At 70.0% G+C, this 19,873-nt stretch carries 16 protein-coding genes; 12 read left to right on the forward strand and 4 right to left on the reverse strand.

Going from position 1 to position 19,873, the window contains the following annotated elements:
- Window positions 1-2: 2 nt before the first annotated feature.
- From OG595_RS05980 to OG595_RS06015, 8 genes are all read left to right on the forward strand, one after another.
- A complete protein-coding gene (locus OG595_RS05980) occupies window positions 3-1,289 on the forward strand; it encodes an ABC transporter substrate-binding protein (protein ID WP_329268611.1) in 1,287 nt (428 codons plus the stop codon).
- Window positions 1,289-2,242 (forward strand): carbohydrate ABC transporter permease, encoded by a 954-nt coding sequence (locus OG595_RS05985; protein WP_329268613.1) that lies wholly within the window; start codon window positions 1,289-1,291, stop codon window positions 2,240-2,242. The genes OG595_RS05980 and OG595_RS05985 overlap by 1 nt, the downstream gene beginning before the upstream one ends.
- Window positions 2,243-2,256: 14 nt before the next feature.
- The gene (locus OG595_RS05990) at window positions 2,257-3,096 is read left to right on the forward strand and encodes a carbohydrate ABC transporter permease (RefSeq protein ID WP_329268615.1); all 840 of its coding nucleotides are present in this window, start codon (window positions 2,257-2,259) and stop codon (window positions 3,094-3,096) included.
- Window positions 3,093-6,017 (forward strand): glycoside hydrolase family 2 TIM barrel-domain containing protein, encoded by a 2,925-nt coding sequence (locus tag OG595_RS05995; RefSeq protein WP_329268617.1) that lies wholly within the window; start codon window positions 3,093-3,095, stop codon window positions 6,015-6,017. The genes OG595_RS05990 and OG595_RS05995 overlap by 4 nt, the downstream gene beginning before the upstream one ends.
- Window positions 6,018-6,068: 51 nt before the next feature.
- A complete protein-coding gene (locus OG595_RS06000; RefSeq protein WP_329268619.1) occupies window positions 6,069-7,928 on the forward strand; it encodes a LamG-like jellyroll fold domain-containing protein in 1,860 nt (619 codons plus the stop codon).
- Window positions 7,929-8,032: 104 nt separating this feature from the next.
- Window positions 8,033-9,703, forward strand: a complete 1,671-nt coding sequence (locus OG595_RS06005) for a PHP domain-containing protein (RefSeq protein ID WP_329268622.1) — start codon at window positions 8,033-8,035, stop codon at window positions 9,701-9,703.
- A 3-nt stretch (window positions 9,704-9,706) separates the two neighbouring features.
- A complete protein-coding gene (locus tag OG595_RS06010; RefSeq protein WP_329268625.1) occupies window positions 9,707-10,567 on the forward strand; it encodes a hypothetical protein in 861 nt (286 codons plus the stop codon).
- A 32-nt stretch (window positions 10,568-10,599) separates the two neighbouring features.
- Complete coding sequence (locus OG595_RS06015; RefSeq protein ID WP_329268627.1) at window positions 10,600-11,448, forward strand: PaaX family transcriptional regulator; 849 nt, start codon at window positions 10,600-10,602, stop codon at window positions 11,446-11,448.
- Here OG595_RS06015 and OG595_RS06020 read toward each other — a convergent pair.
- The 4 genes from OG595_RS06020 to OG595_RS06035 form a co-directional block, all read right to left on the reverse strand.
- Window positions 11,439-11,894 (reverse strand): MaoC family dehydratase, encoded by a 456-nt coding sequence (locus OG595_RS06020; protein ID WP_329268629.1) that lies wholly within the window; start codon window positions 11,892-11,894, stop codon window positions 11,439-11,441. The genes OG595_RS06015 and OG595_RS06020 overlap by 10 nt on opposite strands.
- A gap of 61 nt (window positions 11,895-11,955) precedes the next feature.
- Complete coding sequence (locus tag OG595_RS06025) at window positions 11,956-13,461, reverse strand: acyl-CoA synthetase (protein WP_329268632.1); 1,506 nt, start codon at window positions 13,459-13,461, stop codon at window positions 11,956-11,958.
- Window positions 13,462-13,509: 48 nt separating this feature from the next.
- Window positions 13,510-14,394, reverse strand: a complete 885-nt coding sequence (locus tag OG595_RS06030) for an amidohydrolase family protein (protein ID WP_329268634.1) — start codon at window positions 14,392-14,394, stop codon at window positions 13,510-13,512.
- Window positions 14,395-14,396: 2 nt separating this feature from the next.
- A complete protein-coding gene (locus OG595_RS06035) occupies window positions 14,397-15,314 on the reverse strand; it encodes an SDR family oxidoreductase (RefSeq protein ID WP_329268636.1) in 918 nt (305 codons plus the stop codon).
- A 106-nt stretch (window positions 15,315-15,420) separates the two neighbouring features.
- Between OG595_RS06035 and OG595_RS06040 the strand changes: the two genes are divergently transcribed.
- The 4 genes from OG595_RS06040 to OG595_RS06055 all read left to right on the forward strand — a co-directional run bounded on the left by OG595_RS06040 (window position 15,421) and on the right by OG595_RS06055 (window position 19,699).
- Complete coding sequence (locus tag OG595_RS06040) at window positions 15,421-15,960, forward strand: MarR family winged helix-turn-helix transcriptional regulator (RefSeq protein ID WP_329268638.1); 540 nt, start codon at window positions 15,421-15,423, stop codon at window positions 15,958-15,960.
- Between the two features lie 171 nt (window positions 15,961-16,131).
- Window positions 16,132-17,439: an MFS transporter gene (locus OG595_RS06045; protein ID WP_443073324.1), complete on the forward strand. Its 1,308-nt coding sequence runs from the start codon at window positions 16,132-16,134 to the stop codon at window positions 17,437-17,439.
- A 106-nt stretch (window positions 17,440-17,545) separates the two neighbouring features.
- Window positions 17,546-18,298: an IclR family transcriptional regulator gene (locus OG595_RS06050; protein ID WP_329268642.1), complete on the forward strand. Its 753-nt coding sequence runs from the start codon at window positions 17,546-17,548 to the stop codon at window positions 18,296-18,298.
- Window positions 18,299-18,448: 150 nt separating this feature from the next.
- Window positions 18,449-19,699, forward strand: a complete 1,251-nt coding sequence (locus tag OG595_RS06055; protein WP_329268644.1) for a L,D-transpeptidase — start codon at window positions 18,449-18,451, stop codon at window positions 19,697-19,699.
- The last annotated feature ends 174 nt before the right edge of the window (window positions 19,700-19,873 follow it).

Genomic DNA, 19,873 nt, shown 5'->3' on the forward strand with positions numbered 1-19,873 from the left:
CTGTGCAGCTCTCACGAAGAGGCCTCCTGCGCGCGGGCCTGGCCGGCACGGCCGCCACGACGCTCGGGGGCCTGGCGAGCGGCTGCGCCGTTCCGACCGGCTCCACCGGGCGCAACATGGTCCTGTGGTACTGGAGCGGCGGTCTGAGCGACACCGTCGTCAAGAACGCCAAGGCGCGTTACGACAGCTCGGTGGACCTCCGGGCCATCCAGATCGGCGGCCAGTACCGCTCCAAGCTCATCACCACGATCACCGGCCAGGCCCACGTCCCCGACATCGCGGGGCTCAAGGGCGAGGACATGGCCGCCTACCTGCCGAACGCGGACCAGTTCATCGATCTGCGGACGCTGGGCGCGGAGAAGTACCGGAGCCAGTACCTGTCCTGGAAGTGGGACCAGGGCATCGCCGACGACGGCACGATGGTCGGCTTCCCGATCGACTGCGGGCCGGTCGCCCACTACTACCAGTACGAGATCTTCCGCAGGGCGGGGCTGCCGTACGAGCCCGACGACGTGTCGAAGGAGCTGAACACCTGGGAGCGGTTCTTCGACGCGGGCGTGCAGCTCGGCAAGCGCGTCCCGGGGGCCAGGCTGCTGACCGACGTCAACTCCGTCTTCGAGAACGTCGTCCAGCAGGGCGCGAAGCGGTACGTCGACAAGGACCGCCACTTCATCGGCGACCAGGAGCATGTGCGCCAGGCCTGGGCCCTCGCCGTGGAGGCCAAGCAGCGGAAGATCGTCTCGGACCTGGTGAACGGCACCCCGGACCAGCTGTCGGCCATCCAGGACGGCAAACTGCCCAGCCAACTGGGCGCCTCCTGGGCCAGCTTCGACATCAAGAACGGCGTGCCGAAGACCAAGGGCCGGTGGCGGATCGCCGACATGCCGGTACGGCCGGCCAACAACGGCGGCTCGTTCCTGTCGATCACCAAGGCGTGCCGGGAGCCCGAGCAGGCCTTCCAGATCATCACCTGGATCCTCAACGCGGCCAACCAGGCCCAGGGTTACGTCGACGCGGGTCTCTTCCCCTCCACGCCCGCCTCCTACGACCTCAAGCAGCTCCGGGAGGCCGACCCCTTCTTCGGCGGCCAGGTCACCACGGACGTCTTCGGGCCCGCCGCGCAGAAGATCGTGGTCGCCTACAACAGCCCGTACGACATCGCGCTCGGGACACCCATCAAGGACGAGATCAAGAACGTCGGCGTCCTCGGCAAGGACCCCGGGAAAGCCTGGAGTGACGCCATGAGCAAGTGCCGTCGTATCGCGAAGCACCTGGGGGTGAGCTACTGATGGCCGTCATCGAGCAGTCCCCTCCGGCTGTGGCGCCGCGGCTCTCGCCGACCGGGCCGAAGAAGGGGTGGCGCAAGTACTGGCACCTCTACGCCGCGATCTCGCCCTTCTACCTGATCTTCCTCGGATTCGGCCTGTTCCCGGTCGGCTTCTCGCTCTACCTGTCGTTCCACCGCTGGGACGGCCTCGGCTCGATGGAGTGGGCCGGGCTCTCGCAGTACCGGTACCTGCTGACCGACAGCGACTTCTGGAACTCGATCGGCAACACGATCATCATCTGGGCGCTGGCCACCTTCCCGATGATCCTGCTGGCGATGGTCACGGCCGTGATGCTCAACTCCGCGGTCCGCTTCAAGAGCCTGTACCGCGTCGCCTACTTCCTGCCGAACGTCACCTCGGTCGTCGCCATCGCGATCGTCTTCGGCTCGATCTTCTCCACCAACAACGGCGTGGTGAACGCCGTCCTGCACGGGGTGGGGATCGACCAGGTGGCCTGGCTGAACACCCCGTGGGGCATCAAGGTCACCATCGCGGCGCTGATGACCTGGCAGTGGACCGGCTACAACGCGATCATCTTCCTCGCCGGGCTCCAGACCATCCCGAGCGAACTGTACGAGGCGGCGCGGGTGGACGGCGCCAACCCCTTCCAGACCTTCTTCCGGATCACGCTGCCGCTGCTGCGGCCCACGCTGCTGTTCGTGCTCGTCGTCTCGACGGTCACGGGCCTGCAGAGCTTCTCCGAACCACAGGTCCTGCTCCAGACCTCGTCCAACGACTCGACCTTCGCGGGCGGTCCGGGCCACTCGGGCCAGACGATGGTCCTCTACTTCTTCCAGCAGACCTTCGACAACAACGACTTCGGGTACGGAGCCGCGGTGGCGTGGGGCATCTTCCTCGTCGTCGTCCTCTTCTCGATCATCAACTGGCGCCTCGTGCAGCGCCGGGGCGACTAGGAAGGGCCCGCAAAATGGCATCCATCAAGGGGTCCCGCCGCAGAGGGCTCGCGCTGCACCTGCCGCTGATCGTCGGCACGCTGATCTCGGCCTTCCCGTTCTACTGGGCCGTCATCATGTCGACGCACAGCTCGTCGGAGATCTTCTCGTACCCGCCGAAGCTGCTGCCGGGCACGCACTTCCTGGAGAACGTCCGCAATCTCTTCGACGCCATCGACTTCTTCGGGTCGATGTGGAACTCGCTGCTGGTCGCGACGTCGGTGACCTTCCTGGTCCTGCTCTTCGACTCCCTCGCGGCGTTCGTCTTCGCCAAGTTCGAGTTCCCCGGCAAGGGGCTGCTGTTCGGGCTGCTCATGGTGATCTTCATGGTCCCGGCGCAGCTGTCGGTCATCCCGCAGTTCGTCGTCATGGCGAAGATCGGCTGGATCGGCTCGATGACCGCGCTGATCGTGCCGGCCGCGGCCAACGCCTTCGGCATCTTCTGGATGCGCCAGTACATGAAGACGGCCATCCACGACGAGTTGCTCGACGCCTCCAAGCTCGACGGCGCGAACTTCCTGCGCCAGTACTGGCACGTGGCGCTGCCGGTGGTCCGCCCCGGTCTCGCCTTCCTCGGCATCTTCACCTTCATGGGCCAGTGGAACGACTTCGCCTGGCCCCTGATCTCCCTCACCAACCCCGACAACGTGACCCTCCAGGTCGCGTTGTCCCAGCTCAACGGCACCCACGGCACCACCGACTACGGCATCGTCATGACCGGCGCGCTGCTCGCCCTCATCCCGCTGCTGATCGTGTTCGCGATCGGTGCCAAGCAGATCATCGGCGACCTCGCGAAAGGAGCCGTCCGCGGATGACGAGCGATCCCCTGCTCGCCCTGCGCCCCTGGGAGTCACCCGAGGTGACCTCCTGGGGGCGGCTGCCCATGAACGCCGTCGACCGGCGTTGCGGCGCCCTCTCCCTCGACGGCGACTGGCGCTTCCAGCTCCTCCCCCACCCCACCGCCCCCGTGGGCGACGACTGGTCCACGGCCCGAGTGCCCGGCGCCTGGACCCTCCAGGACACCGACGACCTGCCCTGGTACACCAACGTCCGGATGCCGTGGGGCGACTTCCCGCCCGCGTCGCCGGACGCCAACCCGACGGGTGTGTACGAGCGCGAGTTCGACGTTCCGGCCGAGTGGGCGGGCCGGCGGATCGTGCTCCAGGTCGGCGCCGCCGAGAGCGTGCTGCTCGTGCACGTGGACGGACGGCCGGTCGGCATCTCCAAGGACTCCCATCTGGCGGCCGAGTTCGACCTGTCCGACGTCGTGTGGCCGGGCCGCCCGGCGACCGTGCGGCTGACGGTCGTCAAGTGGTCCGACGCCACCCACATCGAGGACCAGGACCAGTGGTGGCACGGCGGCATCACCCGCTCGGTGCTGCTGTACGCGACGGACCCGCTGCACCTCGCGGACGTCACCGTGCGGGCACCGGCCTCCGGTGAGCTGCGCGTCGACTGCCGGGTGCGGGACGCGGGCGGCGCGCTGCCCGCGGGCTGGTACGTCACCGGTGAGATCGACGGTCACCTCCTCCTCCAGGACGCCGAGTTCGACCGCTCCAACGCCGAGGACGACCGCGTCTCCGACTTCCTGGGCGAGCCCCGGCTGGGGGTGCGCGTGTCCGACGTACGCACCTGGAACGCCGAGACGCCCGAGCTGTACGACCTGACCGTCCGGCTGCACCGCGCCGACGGAACGGTCGCCGACACCTCTCAGCGGCGGATCGGTTTCCGGGACGTCGAGATCGTCGGCCGGGACCTGCTGGTCAACGGGGAGCGGATATACGTCCGGGGCGTCAACCGGCACGACTTCCATCCGCTGACCGGGCGGACCGTGTCGTACGACGACATGCGCGCCGATCTCGTCCTGCTCAAGCGGTTCGGGTTCAACGCGATCCGCACCGCCCACTATCCGAACGACCCGACGCTGTACGACCTCGCGGACGAGCTCGGTTTCTACGTGGTCGACGAGGCGGACATCGAGTCGCACGACCACGCGCACGAGATCGCGGACGATCCGCGCTATCTGAACGCCTTCGTGGACCGGGTCTCGCGGATGGTCCTGCGGGACAAGAACCACCCGTCGGTCATCATCTGGTCGCTGGGCAACGAGTCCGACTACGGCGCCAACCACGACGCGGCGGCGGGCTGGCTGCGCCGGCACGACCCGACCCGGCCGCTCCAGTACGAGGGCGCGGCCAAGCTCGGCTGGGCCGATCCGGCGGTCGCCTCCGACATCGCCTGCCCGATGTACGCGCCGCTGGAGGACTGTGTCGCGCACGCCCTGTCCGGCAGGCAGACCAAGCCGCTCATCCAGTGCGAGTACTCGCACGCCATGGGCAACAGCAACGGCACGCTCGCCGACCACTGGGCCGCCATCGAGTCAACTCCGGGACTTCAGGGCGGGTTCATCTGGGAGTTCTGGGACCACGGCATTCTCCAGTGCGTGAACAGCGGCAGACCTCTCGGACGCGCGGGCGCCGGGCTCCATGACAACGGTGTCGCCGCCCCCGGCCTGCGCTGGGCGTACGGCGGCGACTTCGGCGAGACGATCCACGACGGCGCCTTCATCGCCGACGGTGTCGTCTTCCCCGACCGCACGCCCAAGCCCGTCATGTTCGAGCACCGGGAGATCGCGGCCCCGGTGCGCCTGGAGGCCTTCCGGCACGAGGGGCTCGTCGTCGCCAACCACCAGAGCTTCCGGGGCCTGGACTGGCTCACGGCCACCTGGGAACTGACGCTCGCGGACGGCCGCACCCTGACCGCGCCCGCCGAACTGCCGGATCTGCGCCCTGGTGAGACGGCTGCCGTGCCGCTGCCCTTCGAGCTGCCGGCGGACGGCGGCGAGGCCTGGGTGACCCTGCGGGTGACGACGGCCGGTGACGAGCCGTGGGCGCCGCGCGGCACCGAGATCTGCGTGCCCCAGCTGCTGCTGCGGGCCGCGCCCGAGGTGCCGGAGACCGTGGTCGCGGGACCGCGCGTCAAGGTCGACGCGGACGGGCTGCTGGTCCACCCACTGCTGACGTCGGCGCCCGTGCTGTCCCTGTGGCGGGCACCGACCGACAACGACGAGCTGGGCGGCATGGCGGCCCGCTGGCAGGACTGGGGCCTCGACACCCTCGTACGCAAGGCCGTCGACGTGCGGCGCGACGGCGGGCAGGTGACCGTGCTCGCCGAGTACGCGGCGAACGCCGGTGTGATCCGCCACGAGCAGGTGTTCACCCCCGTCCAGGGCGGCATCCGCGTCGAGGAGGGCGTCGAGCTGCCGGACGCCTACGCCGATGTGGCCCGGGTCGGTTCCGTGTTCGAGACGGTGTCCGGGCTCGACCTGCTGGAGTGGTTCGGGCAGGGCCCCTGGGAGTCCTATCCGGACCGCGCCGCCGGAGCGCCCGTCGGGCATCACTCGGCCCCCGTGGACTCCCTGTTCACCCCCTATCTGCGACCGCAGGAGAGCGGCGGACGGCACGGTGTACGACGGTTCAGGCTGTCGGCGCCGGACGCCACCGGTCTCTCGGTCGTGCTGGACCGGCCGCGCCAGGTCTCCGTGACCCGGTTCCGCGCCGAGGAGCTGGCCGCCGCCACGCACCACGACCAGCTGACGGCGCGGCCCGGCTGCGTGGTCCACATCGACGCGGCACACCGCGGGCTCGGCACGGCGTCGTGCGGCCCCGACACCTTCCCCTCCTATCTCCTGCAGCCGGGCACCCACCGCTGGGCCTGGACTCTCCGCACGCTCTAGCTCCCCCCACACACCTCCTCTCACCTCACAGAACCTCTTACGGAGTCAGTTGTGTGCACCTCGCACGAGTCCGGGCACGAGCCTGCCCTGGAAGCACCCCAGGCGGGCGCCGGACGGCGTACCTTCCTGCGGGCGACCGCGCTGATCGGGGCGGCGGCGACCACGTCCGTCGCCCTGCCGACGGCCGCCGAAGCCGTGACCGACAGGGCGCGTTCGTCGTGGCGGCCCGACACCGAGAGCCGCCGGTTCACGCTCGCCGTGATGCCCGACACCCAGTACCTCTTCGACGGGCCGAGCATCGACAAGGCGCCCGTCGAGGCGTCCCTGCGGTATCTGCTGGAGCACGGACGGGACGAGAACATCGTGTTCCTGTCCCATCTGGGCGACCTCACCCAGAACGGCGCCGCACCGGAGGTCGCCGCGATCGGCGAGGCGTTCCGGCTGCTGGACCGGCGGGGCGTCGGCTACAGCGTCCTCGCGGGCAACCACGACGTGAGGTCCTCCACCACCGACCAGCGGGGCGCCTCCCCGTACCTCGACGTGTTCGGGCCGGCGCGGTTCAAGGGGAAGAAGACCTTCGGCGGGGCGTCGGCCGACGGCTACAACACCTTCCACGTGTTCAAGGCGGCCGGGCGGGAGTGGCTGGTCCTCGCGCTGGACTGGCGGCTGTCGGACAAGGGTTACGCGTGGGCGAAGGACGTCCTGGCGAAGCACCCGGCCCTGCCGGTGATCCTCACGACGCACGAACTGGTCGTCGAGGACGGCTCCCTGTCCGACTACGGGCAGCAGCTGTGGGACAAGCTGATCGCCGACCACGACCAGATCTTCCTCACCCTCAACGGGCACTACTGGCCCGCCGGCCGCGCGACGCGCAAGAACGCGGCGGGACATGACGTCGAGCTGCACCTGACGAACTATCAGAACCGGTACTTCGGCGGCGCGGCGATGATCCGCCTCTACCGTTTCGACCTCGACCGGAACACCATCGACGTGGAGACGGTCTCCCCGTGGATCCTCGGCCGGGCCGCGAAGGGGCTCAACGAGCTGGAGCGGCAGGAGATCGAGCTCAGCGGCGAGGCCGACCGGTTCTCCGTCGACATCGACTTCGCGGAGCGTTTCGCCGGCTTCGCCCCGGTGCCCGCACGCCCTGCCCGCCCGGCCTCGAAGATGGTGATCCCGGGCACGGTGGCGTACTGGCGCTTCGACGGACAGACGGACGGCGCCGCCCTCACGGGCACGGTCCGTGACCGGTCCGGCCGCGGCAACGATCTGACGCCGGTGTCGGTCGGGGGCGCCACGCTCAACTGGTCGAGCGACCACCACCCGGACCAGCCCGGCCACGGCAGCCTGGACTTCAACGGCTTCAAGTCGCCGCTCAAGGGCGCCTATCTGCGCACGGTAGACGGCGCGCCCCTCAACTCGGCCACGTTCGAGTCCGGTTACACCATCGAGGCGTTCTACCGGCTGCCCGCCGACTGGGACCCCTCGCACCACGCCTGGGCCGGAGTGGTCAGCCGCACCGGTACGGGCGGCGCCGCGGGCAGGACCGGCGACGACCCGGACGAGCCGCTCGCCACGCTGTCCCTCTCCAACGACCGCGAGCCCCAGTGGGCCATGCGGCCCCTCAACCAGCAGGGCATCGCCACCAACTGGGGCCAGGAGACACCGCTGGAGACCTGGTGGCACCTCGCGGTCGTCAACGACGGCAGGCACACCACGCTGTACGTCCAGGGCTGCCCGGTCGTCCGCAACCCGACGGCGACCTCGACCGGCATCACCTCGGTCGGGCTGCCCTGGCTGCTCGGCGGCTACGAGTACGCGGGGAAGATCGACCAGATCCTGCACGGCCGCCTCGGCGACGTACGGATCGTCGAACGGGCACTGCCCGTCAGCGCGTTCATGAACCACTGATCCACCACCGACACACACCACCGACACACACCGTCAGGCTCCGCCAAGCCTCGTGGACTCCACACCTCTCCAGATCCCACCAGATCCCAAGGGACCCAAAGACCATGACCGAGCAACAGCTGCCTGCCTGGGCCGACCCCACCGTCTCCCCCGCCGGCCTGGACGCGCAGGGCGTGTCCCGGCGTCAACTCCTGCACCGGGCAGGCCTCTTCGGCGCCGCCTTCGCCGCCGGGTCACTGGCGACACCCGCCGCCGCTGCCACTCCCCGTCGGCTCGGCGGCAGCGACCCGCGCCTCGCCTACCTCGTCGGCGACCATCACATCCACACCGTCTACAGCCACGACGCCAAGTACACGTTCTCCCAACTGGCCTCTGCGGGCGAGAAGTTCGGCCTCGACTGGATGGTGTTCACCGAGCACTCCAACTTCGGGCACGCCCAGTTCGGGGCACCGCTGGAGCACGCCGAGATCCTCAAGGCGCGGAAGGAGAACCCGCGTCAGCTGATCTTCCAGGGCCTGGAGTGGTACATCCCGGGCGCCGAGCACTGCACGGTCTTCTCCCCGCCCGGCAAGCACGAGGTCGACCTGCTCACGAAGTTCGAGAGTGCCTACGACGGCAAGCTCCTCGGCTACACGGAGGGCTCGGCGGGTGCCGCCGACACCGCCCGCAACGAGGCACACGCGGTCAAGGCGATCAAGTGGCTGGCCGAGCAGCGCCGCACCGGATACGTCGACGACGTGCTGGTCCTCGCCAACCACCCGATGCGCCTGGGCATCGACTCCCCGCACGAGATGCGCAACTGGCGGGACGCGGCGCCGGAGATCATGATCGGGATGGAGGGCGCGCCCGGCGCCCAGGGCGCGGCCATTCCCGGCTGGCGCGGGGCCACCTCGATCCGCGGCGAGTACGAGAACAAGCCGTCCGCGCAGTCCTGGGCGGGCTATCCGGCGGACGGGTATCTGACGTACGGCGGTTTCGACTGGGCGACCGCGACGGTCGGCGGTCTGTGGGACTCGATGCTGGCCGAAGGCAGCCTGTTCTCGATCACCACGAACTCCGACGCGCACCGGATCGTCTTCGACACCTGGAAGAACGGCGACTGGCCGGTCGGGCAGAACTTCGACAACACCGGCAAGCTGCCCGACCCGGTGAACACCGACACCCCGCAGCCCGGCAGCGACTTCTGGCCCGGCCAGTTCAGCCGCACCCACGTGGGCGTCACCGGCTACGGCTACCGCGCGGTGATGGCGGGCATGCGCGCGGGCCGGGTCTGGCTGGACCACGGCCATCTGCTGGACGGGCTCGACGTACGGCTGACGCGTGACTGCGACGCCGGCCGGGGTGTCACGCTGGGGGGCCGGCTCCGCGTCCGCAGGGGCGAGAAGCTCACGCTGAACATCACCGTGACCAGCGCCTCCCGCCTCAACCCGCAGGGAATCCTGCCCGAGTTGGCGCACGTCGACGTGATCCGGGGCGCGGTGCGCGGCCCGGTCGCCGACCGGGACACCTGGAAGGCGCCGGACACGAGGGTCGTGAAGTCGAAGGACGTGACGGGGCGCACGGGAACGTACACCCTGCGCGTGCCGCTGACCGTCGGTGACGAGTCCTTCTACGTCCGGCTGCGGGGCAGCGACGGCAACCGGCACGGTGCCGGATACCTCGGCGCCTCGGTCGACCCGCACGGTCCGATCACCCACGAGCCCGGAAACGGTGACCCGTGGGCCGATACGTGGTTCTATTCCAACCCGGTATTCGTCGACGTCCTGGGTGGCTGACTGATGAAGCGTCAACTCCTGTCCCTGACCGCGCTCTTGGGCCTTGCCGGAGCGCTCTCGCTCGGCGGCGGTGGAGCAGCCTCCGCCGCCGACGCACAGTGGACGGAGACCGGCGCGACCCAGGTCGACTCCCTCGGCAGCGGTCAGGGGCTGGCCTCCCGCGCGGACGGCACGCTCCTGTACCGCGGCCTCACCTCGATCCCGCTGGACCTGCGCATCGCCGGCTGGAACCACATCGGTGACCCGGACATCGCGAACGGGTACGTGTTCGACGCCTACCAGGGCCCGGACACGGCCACGTCCAAGATGTTCGCGGTCACCACCCCGGCCGGGCAGCGCTATCAGTACGTGCACCAGCTCGACTCCGGCGAGAAACTGAACAACTCCTTCGCCACCGTCTCGCCCGACGGCCAGTGGCTGGTCTCGGGCGAGTGGGGCGACCAGTCCCGTCTGCAGGTGTTCCCGGCCCCGCTCCTCAACGCGTCGACGCCGGCCACCGGCGGCACGCTGGCGCAGGCCGGGCAGATCACCCTGGACCGGACGGTGCGGGACATCCAGGGCTGCGACTTCGTCACCGCGACCCGGCTGCTGTGTGCCTCGGACGACGACTCGGGCACCCTGTTCCCGGAGATCCGCCCGCTGCTCCAGGTCGACCTGGCCCGCGCGGTGGACGGCAGGACGGTCACGGGCCGTGTCACGAGCCTGTTCGCCCTCCCGCAGCGCAGCACCTGCACGGGAACGGCGTACGAGGCGGAGGGCGTCGACTACGACACGAACACCGGCGTCCTGCGCGCCCAGGTCGTCCAGCCGGGCATCTGCGCGCTGGCGACCACCGTGTACTCGTACCAGCAGGTCACGGGCTGACGGACCGGTCGCCGGGGCGTAGCGTGGGCCGCGTGACCACCGAGGAGTCGCCGCGGCCCCGGTCCCTGATGCTGACGTTCCTGGGCGACCAGGTGCTCGGGCGTGGCGTCCGTGTGTCCTCGGGCAGTGTCATCGACGTGTTCACGCGGGCGGGCGTCGGCGAGCAGGCGACCCGTTCGACGCTGACCCGGATGGTGAGCCGCGGTCTGCTGCGCCGTCAGCGCGCGGGCCGCCGGATGCACTTCGGGCTGACCGGACGTTCGGCGGCCGTGCCGGCGGACGGGGAGCGGCGTGTCTGGCACACGGGCGCGGTCAACCGGCACTGGGACGGCACCTGGACCCTGCTGGGCTTCTCGCTCCCGGAGTCCTGGCAGCGCCAACGCCACGATCTGCGCTCGCAGTTGACGTGGAGCGGGTTCGGCCCGCTGTTCAACGGCCTGTGGATCGCGCCGGGCGAGGCCGATGTCTCCGCCCCGGTGGCCGAACTCGGTCTGTCTGCCCATGTGAAGGTGTTCCGGGCGCGCGCCGACGCGGGCATGGAGATCGGCGCGATGATCGAGGAGAGCTGGGAACTGTCCGAACTGGCCGCGCGCTACCGGGCGTTCGCGCGACGGTGGCAGCCCTGGGAGAGCGAGCTGCCGGCGGTGGACGACGCCCTCTCGCTGCGCCTCGTCATGCAGGCCGAGTGGCTGGGCGTCATCTGCCGAGATCCGCGCCTCCCGTTCGTGCACCTCCCGGACGACTGGCCGGCGGAACGGGCCGAGAAGACGTTCCGGGCGATGCACGAACGGCTCGCACCGCTCGCCCGGGAGGCCTCGGAACGCCTTCTCGACCTCGTGCCCGTGCGTGAGGACCAGCCGGAGCGGAGGGATCAGGCGTAGAAGCGGGACAGGCTCTGCAGCACCGCCGCCGGCTTCGGGGCGCCCTCGATCTCGATCGTGCCGTCGACGGTGATCTGCACCCCGCCCGGCACGTCCTCGACGTCGGCCAGCCTGCCGACCAGGCGGATCTTCAAGCCGGCCTTCACGGGCGAGGGGAAACGCACCTTGTTGAGGCCGTAGTTGACCTTCGTGGTGACGCCCTGGACGTCCAGCAGCTCGGTGAAGAGCGGGATGAAGAGGGAGAGGGTGAGGTATCCGTGGGCGATCGGGGCGCCGAAGGGGCCCTCGGCGGCCTTCTCCGGGTCCACGTGGATCCACTGGTGGTCGCCGGTCGCGTCGGCGAAGGTGTTGATGCGCTCCTGCGTGACCTCGATCCACTCACTGGTGCCGAGGTCGCTGCCGGCGAGCTTCTTGAGTTCGTCGATGCCGTTGACCGTGATGCTCATGTCGCGTTCCTTAACTGGGAGTCGAGCTGATGGCTGATGGAGGGGGCGGGCCCGGTGCGGTCTACGAGCCCGCGCCGAAGACCTTGCGCACCCGGGCCTTGAGGAGCTTTCCGGAGGCGGTGCGCGGGAGTTCGTCCGCGATGACGACCGACTTCGGGATCTTGTACTTGGCGAGCCGCCCGGACAGCGAGGCCAGCACCTCGTCCGCGTCCAGGGCCGCGCCCTCGCGGGGCACGACGACCGCGCGCGGCACCTCGCCCCACTTCTCGTCGGCGACGCCGATGACCGCGCACTCGACGATGTCGGGGTGGCCCAGGAGCAGGTCCTCGATCTCGGCGGGGTAGATGTTCTCCCCACCCGAGATGATCATGTCCTTGATGCGGTCGACGACGAAGACGTACCCGTCCTCGTCGATCCGGGCGGCGTCCCCGCTGCGGAACCAGCCGTCCGTGAAGGAGGCGGCCGTCTCCTCGGGCAGTCCCCAGTAACCCGGCATGACGTGCGGCCCGCGGACCACGATCTCGCCGGGCTCGCCGACCTCGGCCGGGGTCAGGTCGGGCCGTACCACCCGTACGTCGCTGAAGAAGTGCGGTACGCCCGCCGAGCCGGCCTTGCTGACCGCGTGCTCGGCGTCCAGGAAGAGGGTGCCGGGCGATGCCTCGGTCATGCCGTAGCCCTGGAGGAAGGTGAGCCCGCGTTCCTGGAACGCGGCGATGAGCGGGGTCGGCACGGGTGAGCCGCCGCAGGAGAGCATGCGCAGCGACGACAGGTCGGCGTCGGCCCAGCGCGGGTGTCTGGCCACCTGGTCGAACATGGTCGGCACCCCGAACATGAAGGTGATCCGGTGCTGTTCGATCAGGTCGAAGGTGGCCTCCGGGACGAAGGACTCGACCAGGACGCACAGTCCGCCCTTGAGCAGCACGGGCAGGGTGAGCATGTTCAGCCCGGCCGTGTGGAACAACGGGGCGGAGACCAGGGCGCGTTCGTCGGTGATGACGTCCTGGTCGACGAGGACGTTGACGGCGTTCCAGGTGAGGTTGCCGTGCGTGAGCATGGCGCCCTTGGGGCGGCCGGTCGTGCCCGAGGTGTACATGATGATGCAGGTGTCGTCGGCGGTGACCGGCGCGTCGACGGGTTCGGCGGAGGCACCGGCGAGCGCCTCCTCGTACTCGGCGCCGACCTCGACGTACGCGCGCACGTCCGTGTTTCCGGGCAGTCCGGCGACGAGGCCGGCGTGCGAGGGGCCGTAGACGAGGGCCTTGGTGCCGGAGTCGGCGAGCTGGTAGGCGATCTCCGGGCCGGCGAGGCGGGTGTTGAGCGGCACGAAGACCGCGCCGAGCGTGCCCGCCGCGAACAGGGTCTCCAGGTAGGAGGGATGGTTCGGGCCGAGATAGGCGATCCGGTCACCGCGGCGCACACCCCGGGCGCGCAGGGCGTGCGCGAGCCGGGTGGTGCGCTCGTACAGCCGTGCGTAGGTGATCGTGGTGTCACCGTGGATCAGGGCGGTGCGTTGGGGGGTCTTGCGGGCCCGGCGGGCGGGCCAAGACCCCAGTCCCTCGTTGCGCATCGTTGCGCCCCTCTACGAGTTACGGGTTAGGAGACATGGGTTACGGATTCAGGGCTTCGTGAGTCCGAGCAGCCGGGCCGCGTTCTCCTTGAGGATCTTCGGCCTGACCTCGTCCTTGATCGGCAGCTTCTCGAAGTCGGCGAGCCAGCGGTCGGGGGTGAGCACCGGGTAGTCCGAGCCGAAGAGGACCTTGTCCTTGAGCAGGGTGTTGGCGTACTGCACCAGCTGCGGCGGGAAGTACTTCGGCGACCAGCCGGACAGGTCGATGTGCACACCCGGTTTGTGCGTGGCGACGGCGAGGGCCTCGTCCTGCCAGGGGAACGACGGATGCGCCAGGATGATCTTCATCTCCGGGAAGTCCGCGGACACGTCGTCGATGTGCAGCGGGTTCGAGTACTTGAGCCGGATCCCGCCGCCGCCGGGGACTCCCGCGCCGATGCCGGTCTGGCCGGTGTGGAAGAGGGCGATCGTGCCGGTCTCCTCGATCACCTCGTACAGCTCGTACGCGACCGAGCGGTCGTTGGGGAAGAAGCCCTGGATGCTGGGGTGGAACTTGAAGCCCCTGACCCCGTACTCCTCGACCAGCCGGCGGGCCTGCTTCACGCCCGCCCGGCCCCGGAAGGGGTCGATGGACGCGAAGGGGATCAGCACGTCCGGGTTGGCCGCAGCGGCCTCGGCGACCTCCTCGTTGGGGACGGGCGCGGTGCCGGTCGCGGACTCGGCGTCCACCGTGAAGATGACGGCGGCCATCTTCCGCTCGCGGTAGTACGCGGCGGTCTCCTCCAGGGTCGGCTTCCGCTTGCCCTCGACCTTGAAGTAGGCCGACGAGGCGTCGTGGAGGTCGTCGGCCAGGGACGAGGTGCCCTTGGAGGAGATCTCGGCGTGGGTGTGGACGTCGATCGCGACGAGTTCCTCGACGTTGAGGTGCGCCATGGTTACGCCTCCGGGAACTTGGGGGCGGGGATGCCCACCGACTGGAGCTCGGCGCCGACCGAGGTGGGCCAGGCGTCGGCCAGGGCCTCGGGGGTCCAGCCGCCGTCCGCGTACGCCGTCCTGATCTCCTGCGGATGCGACCAGAGTGCCACCTTGTCGCCGCCGATGCCGATGGCCTGGCCGGTGATGCCCCGGGCGGCCTCGGAGGCGAGGAAGGGGACGAGGGCGGCGCAGTCCTCGGGGGTGCCGAAGCCCTCGCCCTTGCGCAGGAAGGCCGGGAACGGCTCGCCGTTCTTCAGCGCCTCGACGTACGGGGCGAAGGCGGGGATCGTCTCGGTCATGGCGGTCGCGGCCACCGGCACGATCGCGTTGACGGTGATGTTCGCCCGGCCCAGCTCCATCGACCAGGTGCGGGCGAAGGCGGCGATGCCTGCCTTGGCGGCGGCGTAGTTCGTCTGCCCGAAGTTGCCGCGCTGGCCGGCCGGGGAGCCGACCAGGATCAGCGTGCCGCCCTCACCCTGCTCGCGCATGCGTACGGCGGCGGCGCGGGCGCAGGTGAAGGTGCCCTTGAGATGGGTGGTGATCACCGCGTCGAAGTCGTCGTCGGTCATCTTCCACAGCACCTTGTCGCGCAGGATGCCCGCGTTGGTGACCAGGATGTCGAGCCGCCCGAACTCCTCCACCGCGCGGTTCACGAGCCGCTCGGCGGCCTCCGTCGTGCCGACCGGGACCACCTCGGCCACGGCGGTGCCGCCCGCCGCGGTGATGGACTTCACGGCCTGCTCGGCCACGTTCTCGTCGACGTCGTTGACGACCACGGAGGCGCCGGCGGCGGCGAGAGCGTGCGCGTAGGCGAGGCCGAGGCCACGGCCGCTGCCGGTGACGACGGCGACCTTGCCGGTCAGATCGATGCTGGGCACGAGGGGGGTCCCTTCACAAGACGACGACGCGGAACGACTGCTTGAGATTGATGCTAAGAGCAATCATTGTTGACGTCAATAGTTGTTGCTGTCAGATGCGTGCGCCATGCTGGAATCAGCACATGGAACCGCCCCGCCCGGGGCCTCGACGAGGGAGCCCGCCATCGCCGGCCAGCAGGACATCCAGAACCCCGCCCCGATCGACGCGCACGAGCCCTGGATGCGCGGCCTGCACGCGGACACCGGCTACCTGCTGTACCGGCTGGGCCTGCGCTCCGGACAGCTGTTCAACACCTTCCTCCAGGAGTCGGGGCTACGGCTGCGCCACTACGCGGTACTCCGCTTCCTGGCCACCTCCACGGGTGCGCTGCAGCGCGAGCTGAGCACCTCGCTCGGATACGACCCGAGCGCGATCGTCGGTCTCGTCGACGACCTGGAGAGGCTCGGCTTCGCCGAACGCCGCCCGTCCCCCGACGACCGCCGCAGCCGGCTCGTCGCCCTGACCGGGAACGGCCGCGCCTTCCTCCGCGACACCGACGAGGCGGGCCAGCGCGTGACCGGGGAACTGCTGGGCCCGCTCGACGCGGCCGAGCGGGAGACGCTGCACGCCCTTCTCCAGCGGATCACGGAGGACGGACCCCACTGATATTGGGCATGTTCTTGACTGCCGTGCGATTGATGCCTAACTTCACCCGGGCACCGGTGCGGTCCCCTCGCCGGTGACGTCCCCCACGACATCGGCATCAGGGAGCTCCCCGTGCAGCCATCCCGCTCGTCCTCCGACGCCACCCCCCAACTCTCCCCGGACACAAGGGAGTTGCGGCGCGTCGCACTCTCCGGACTGCTCGGCACCACCGTCGAGTTCTACGACTTCCTCGTGTACGGCACGGTCGCCGCACTCGTCTTCGGCGATCTGTTCTTCCCCCAGGCCGACCCCGCGGTCGGCACCATCGCCGCCTTCGGCACCTTCGCCGCCGGCTATGTCGCCCGGCCGCTCGGCGGCATCGTCTTCGGCCACTTCGGCGACCGGCTCGGCCGCAAGTCGATGATGCTGCTGACGATGACCCTGATGGGCTGCGGCAGCTTCCTCATCGGGCTGCTGCCGACCTACGACGCGATCGGCGTCTGGGCCCCGGTCCTGCTGGTCGCCCTCCGGGTCGTCCAGGGTCTCGCCATCGGCGGCGAGTGGGGCGGCGCGACCCTGATGGTCGTCGAGCACGCCGAACGGGTCCAGGGCTCCCGGCGCGGCCTGTGGTCCAGCTCCACCCAGCTCGGCGCCCCGCTCGGCTCCGTGCTCTCCACCGGAGTGGTCACCCTCGTCTCCACGCTCCCCGACGACCAGTTCCGCTCCTGGGGCTGGCGCGTACCGTTCCTGCTCAGCTTCGTACTGCTCGGCGTCGGCCTGTTCGTCCGGCTGCGGGTCGCGGAGAGCCCGCTGTTCACCGAGGGCAGGCGGGAGGTTTCCGCCAGGCCACCGATCTTCGAGGTGCTGCGCCGCCCCAGGCCGGTGCTGCTCGCCTGCTGCGTCGGTATCGGCGCCTTCACCGCCCAGTCACTGCTGACCGGCTTCATGATCTCCTACGCCACCGGCAACGGGTACAGCCGCCCGCAGGTCCTCACCGCAGTGACCATCGCCTCCTGCGTGGCGCTCGTCGTCCTGCCCACCGCCTCCGCGCTCACCGACCGCGTCGGCCGCCGCCCCGTGGTCCTCGCCGGCGCCGTCCTCTCGGCCGCGCTCGCCTTCCCCGTGCTGTGGCTGGTCGACTCCGGCTCGCCCGGCCTGCTGATCCTCGCCCTCGTCCTCGGCCACGGCATCGCCCAGTCCACGATGTACGGGCCGCTGGGCGCCCTGTTCTCCGAGATGTTCGGCACGAAGGTGCGCTACACCGGCGCCTCGCTCGGCTACCAGGCGGCGACCCTGGTCGGCGCCGGGTTCTCACCGCTGATCGCGACCAGCCTGCTCGCCTCGAACGGCGGAGGCAGTACGCCCGTGTCGCTGCTGCTGTGCGGCGGCGCGCTGATCACCGCGGTCACCGTGTGGCGGATGCCCGAGACGCACACCGACACCCTCGGCACCCCCGGCCTCTCCCGGGACACCCCCGCCCCCGAGGGCGTCCGCCCGTGAACTCCCGCACTCCCGTCACGGACACGGGCGCCGACCGCACAGGCACGCGGCACCGGTCGTCGGTATACAGGGACGTGACGTCCACACCCCGGGGAGCTGCCCGCCCATGACCACCCGCTCCGCGCCCGACCGGCTGCTGTCCGTGCTCAGCGCCTTCGACCACGAGCACCCGGCGCTGTCCCTCACGGACATCAGCCGGCGGGCCGGGCTGACCCTCACCACCACGCACCGCCTCGTGGGCGCCCTCACCCACTGGGGCGCCCTGGAACGGGACGACGACGGCGTCTACCACGTGGGCCTCAGGCTCTGGGAGGTCGCGGCGCTCGCCCCGCGCGGGCTGGCGCTGCGGCAGATCGCGCTGCCGTATCTGGAGGACCTGTACGAAGCGACGCACGAGAACGTGCAGTTGGCGGTACGGGACGGCCGCGAGGTCGTCTACATCGAGTGGCTGTCGGGCCGTTCGGCGGTCGGGGTGCACATCCGGGTCGGCGCCCGCTGGCCGCTGCACGCCACGGGCGTCGGCCTCGCCCTGCTCGCGCACGGCGACCCGGTGGTCCAACAGCAGTACTGCGAGGGCCCGTTGGCATCCTTCACCCCGCACACGATCACCGATCCGGCCCAGTTGCGCCGCGTCCTGGCCGAAGTGCGGCGCACAGGCGTGGCGGTGAGCAGCCGTCAGGTCACCGACGACGCCCTGTCGGTGGCGGCCCCGGTGCACGGTCCGGGCGGCGCGGTGATCGCCGCGGTGTCGGTCGTGGTGCCCCAGCGGGACGCCCAGGTGCCGGTACTGGTGCCCGCGGTGCGGCTGGCGGCTCGGGGCATCTCACGGGCGCTGGGCTGGCAGCCGGAGCGGCACTGAGGAGAGACGCCCGGCCGCGTCTGCGGTGTCCCCGGCGTCCTTACCCGAATCTCAGACGCCAGGCCCCGTTTCAAAGAACAAACCCATACAGAAGATGCACGATGCACGCGCATCATCGATCACTTCCTGATCGTTCCAGAGAGGCGTGCCGTGGGTGTTCCGCACATACCGAACCCGTCCGAGCCGAGCGAGCGGGACCGGCAGCAGTCGCCGTCGTGGTCCCGGCGCGGGATCCTCGCCGCGCTCGGGGCCGTACCGGCCGCCGTACTGACCGGTTGCGGCGGCTCCACGGACTCCTCGGCGACGACGAAGGCGAGCGCGAGCCCGACCGTGAAGGCGGCCAGGAAGGCCGTCGTCACCGTCACCCCCGCCGACGGTACCGAGCACGCCGACTTCGCCGCCCCCGTCGAGGTCACCGTCACCGACGGCACCCTCGCCTCCGTCACGGTCACCGGCGACGGCGGCGGACTGGCCGGGACCCTCAACGAGGCCCGTACGAAGTGGACGTCGACCGGGAATCCGTACTCCGGGACCAAGTACACGGTGTCGGCGCAGGTCACCGGGGCCGCCACGCAGACCGCGACCTTCACCACCGCCTCGCCGTCCGCGACCTTCGTCGGGTACTTCACCCCGGAGGCCGACTCCACCTCGGGTGTCGGCATGCCGGTGTCGATTAACTTCACGGAGGCGGTCACCGACCGGGCAGCGGTCCAGAAGGCGATCACCGTGACCGCCGAGCCGGCCGTCGATGTGGTCGGCCACTGGTTCAGCGACACCCGGCTCGACTTCCGGCCGGAGACCTACTGGGCCGCCGGCACGAAGATCACGCTCGGGCTGCGGCTCAAGGACGTCGAGGGCGCGGACGGGGTCTACGGCACCCAGTCCAAGGACGTCACCTTCCACATCGGCCGCGAGCAGATCAGTACGGTCGACCTGAAGGCGAAGACCATGACCGTACGGCGGGACGGCACGACCACGGCCACCTATCCCGTCTCCGGCGGCGACGCCGAGCACACCACCTGGTCCGGGATCATGGTGATCAGCGAGCGGTTCAAGCAGACGCGGATGGAGTCCTCGACGGTCGGGCTCGGCGACGAGTACGACATCTCCGACGTCCCGCACGCTCAGCGCATGACCACCTCCGGCACCTTCGTGCACGGCAACTACTGGGCCTCGACCTCGGTGTTCGGGAGCAGCAACACCAGTCACGGCTGCGTCGGCCTGCACGACACGAAGGGCGCGAACGACACCTCCGTGCCGGGCTACAAGTTCTACGACAGTTCGATGCTCGGGGATGTGGTGATCGTCAGGAACTCGGGCGAGGTGACGGTGGACCCGGCCAACGGGCTCAACGGCTGGAACCTGGACTGGGCGGCCTGGAAGGCGGGCAGCGCCGTCTGAGCAGACCGGGCCCGCGCCCTCGAAGGGGCGCGGGGAACCGCGCGACCAGCCACAGCGGACCCACAGCCCTCCACCGCACATCCGGCGGATCACCTAGCACATTCATGTCTTCATCGGGTGAACTCACCTGTGGCGGAAGGAAATTCTGGGTTTCACCTCTTGACGGCCGGAGTC

The organism is Streptomyces sp. NBC_01451 (assembly GCF_036227485.1).
Taxonomy (GTDB): Bacteria; Actinomycetota; Actinomycetes; order Streptomycetales; family Streptomycetaceae; genus Streptomyces.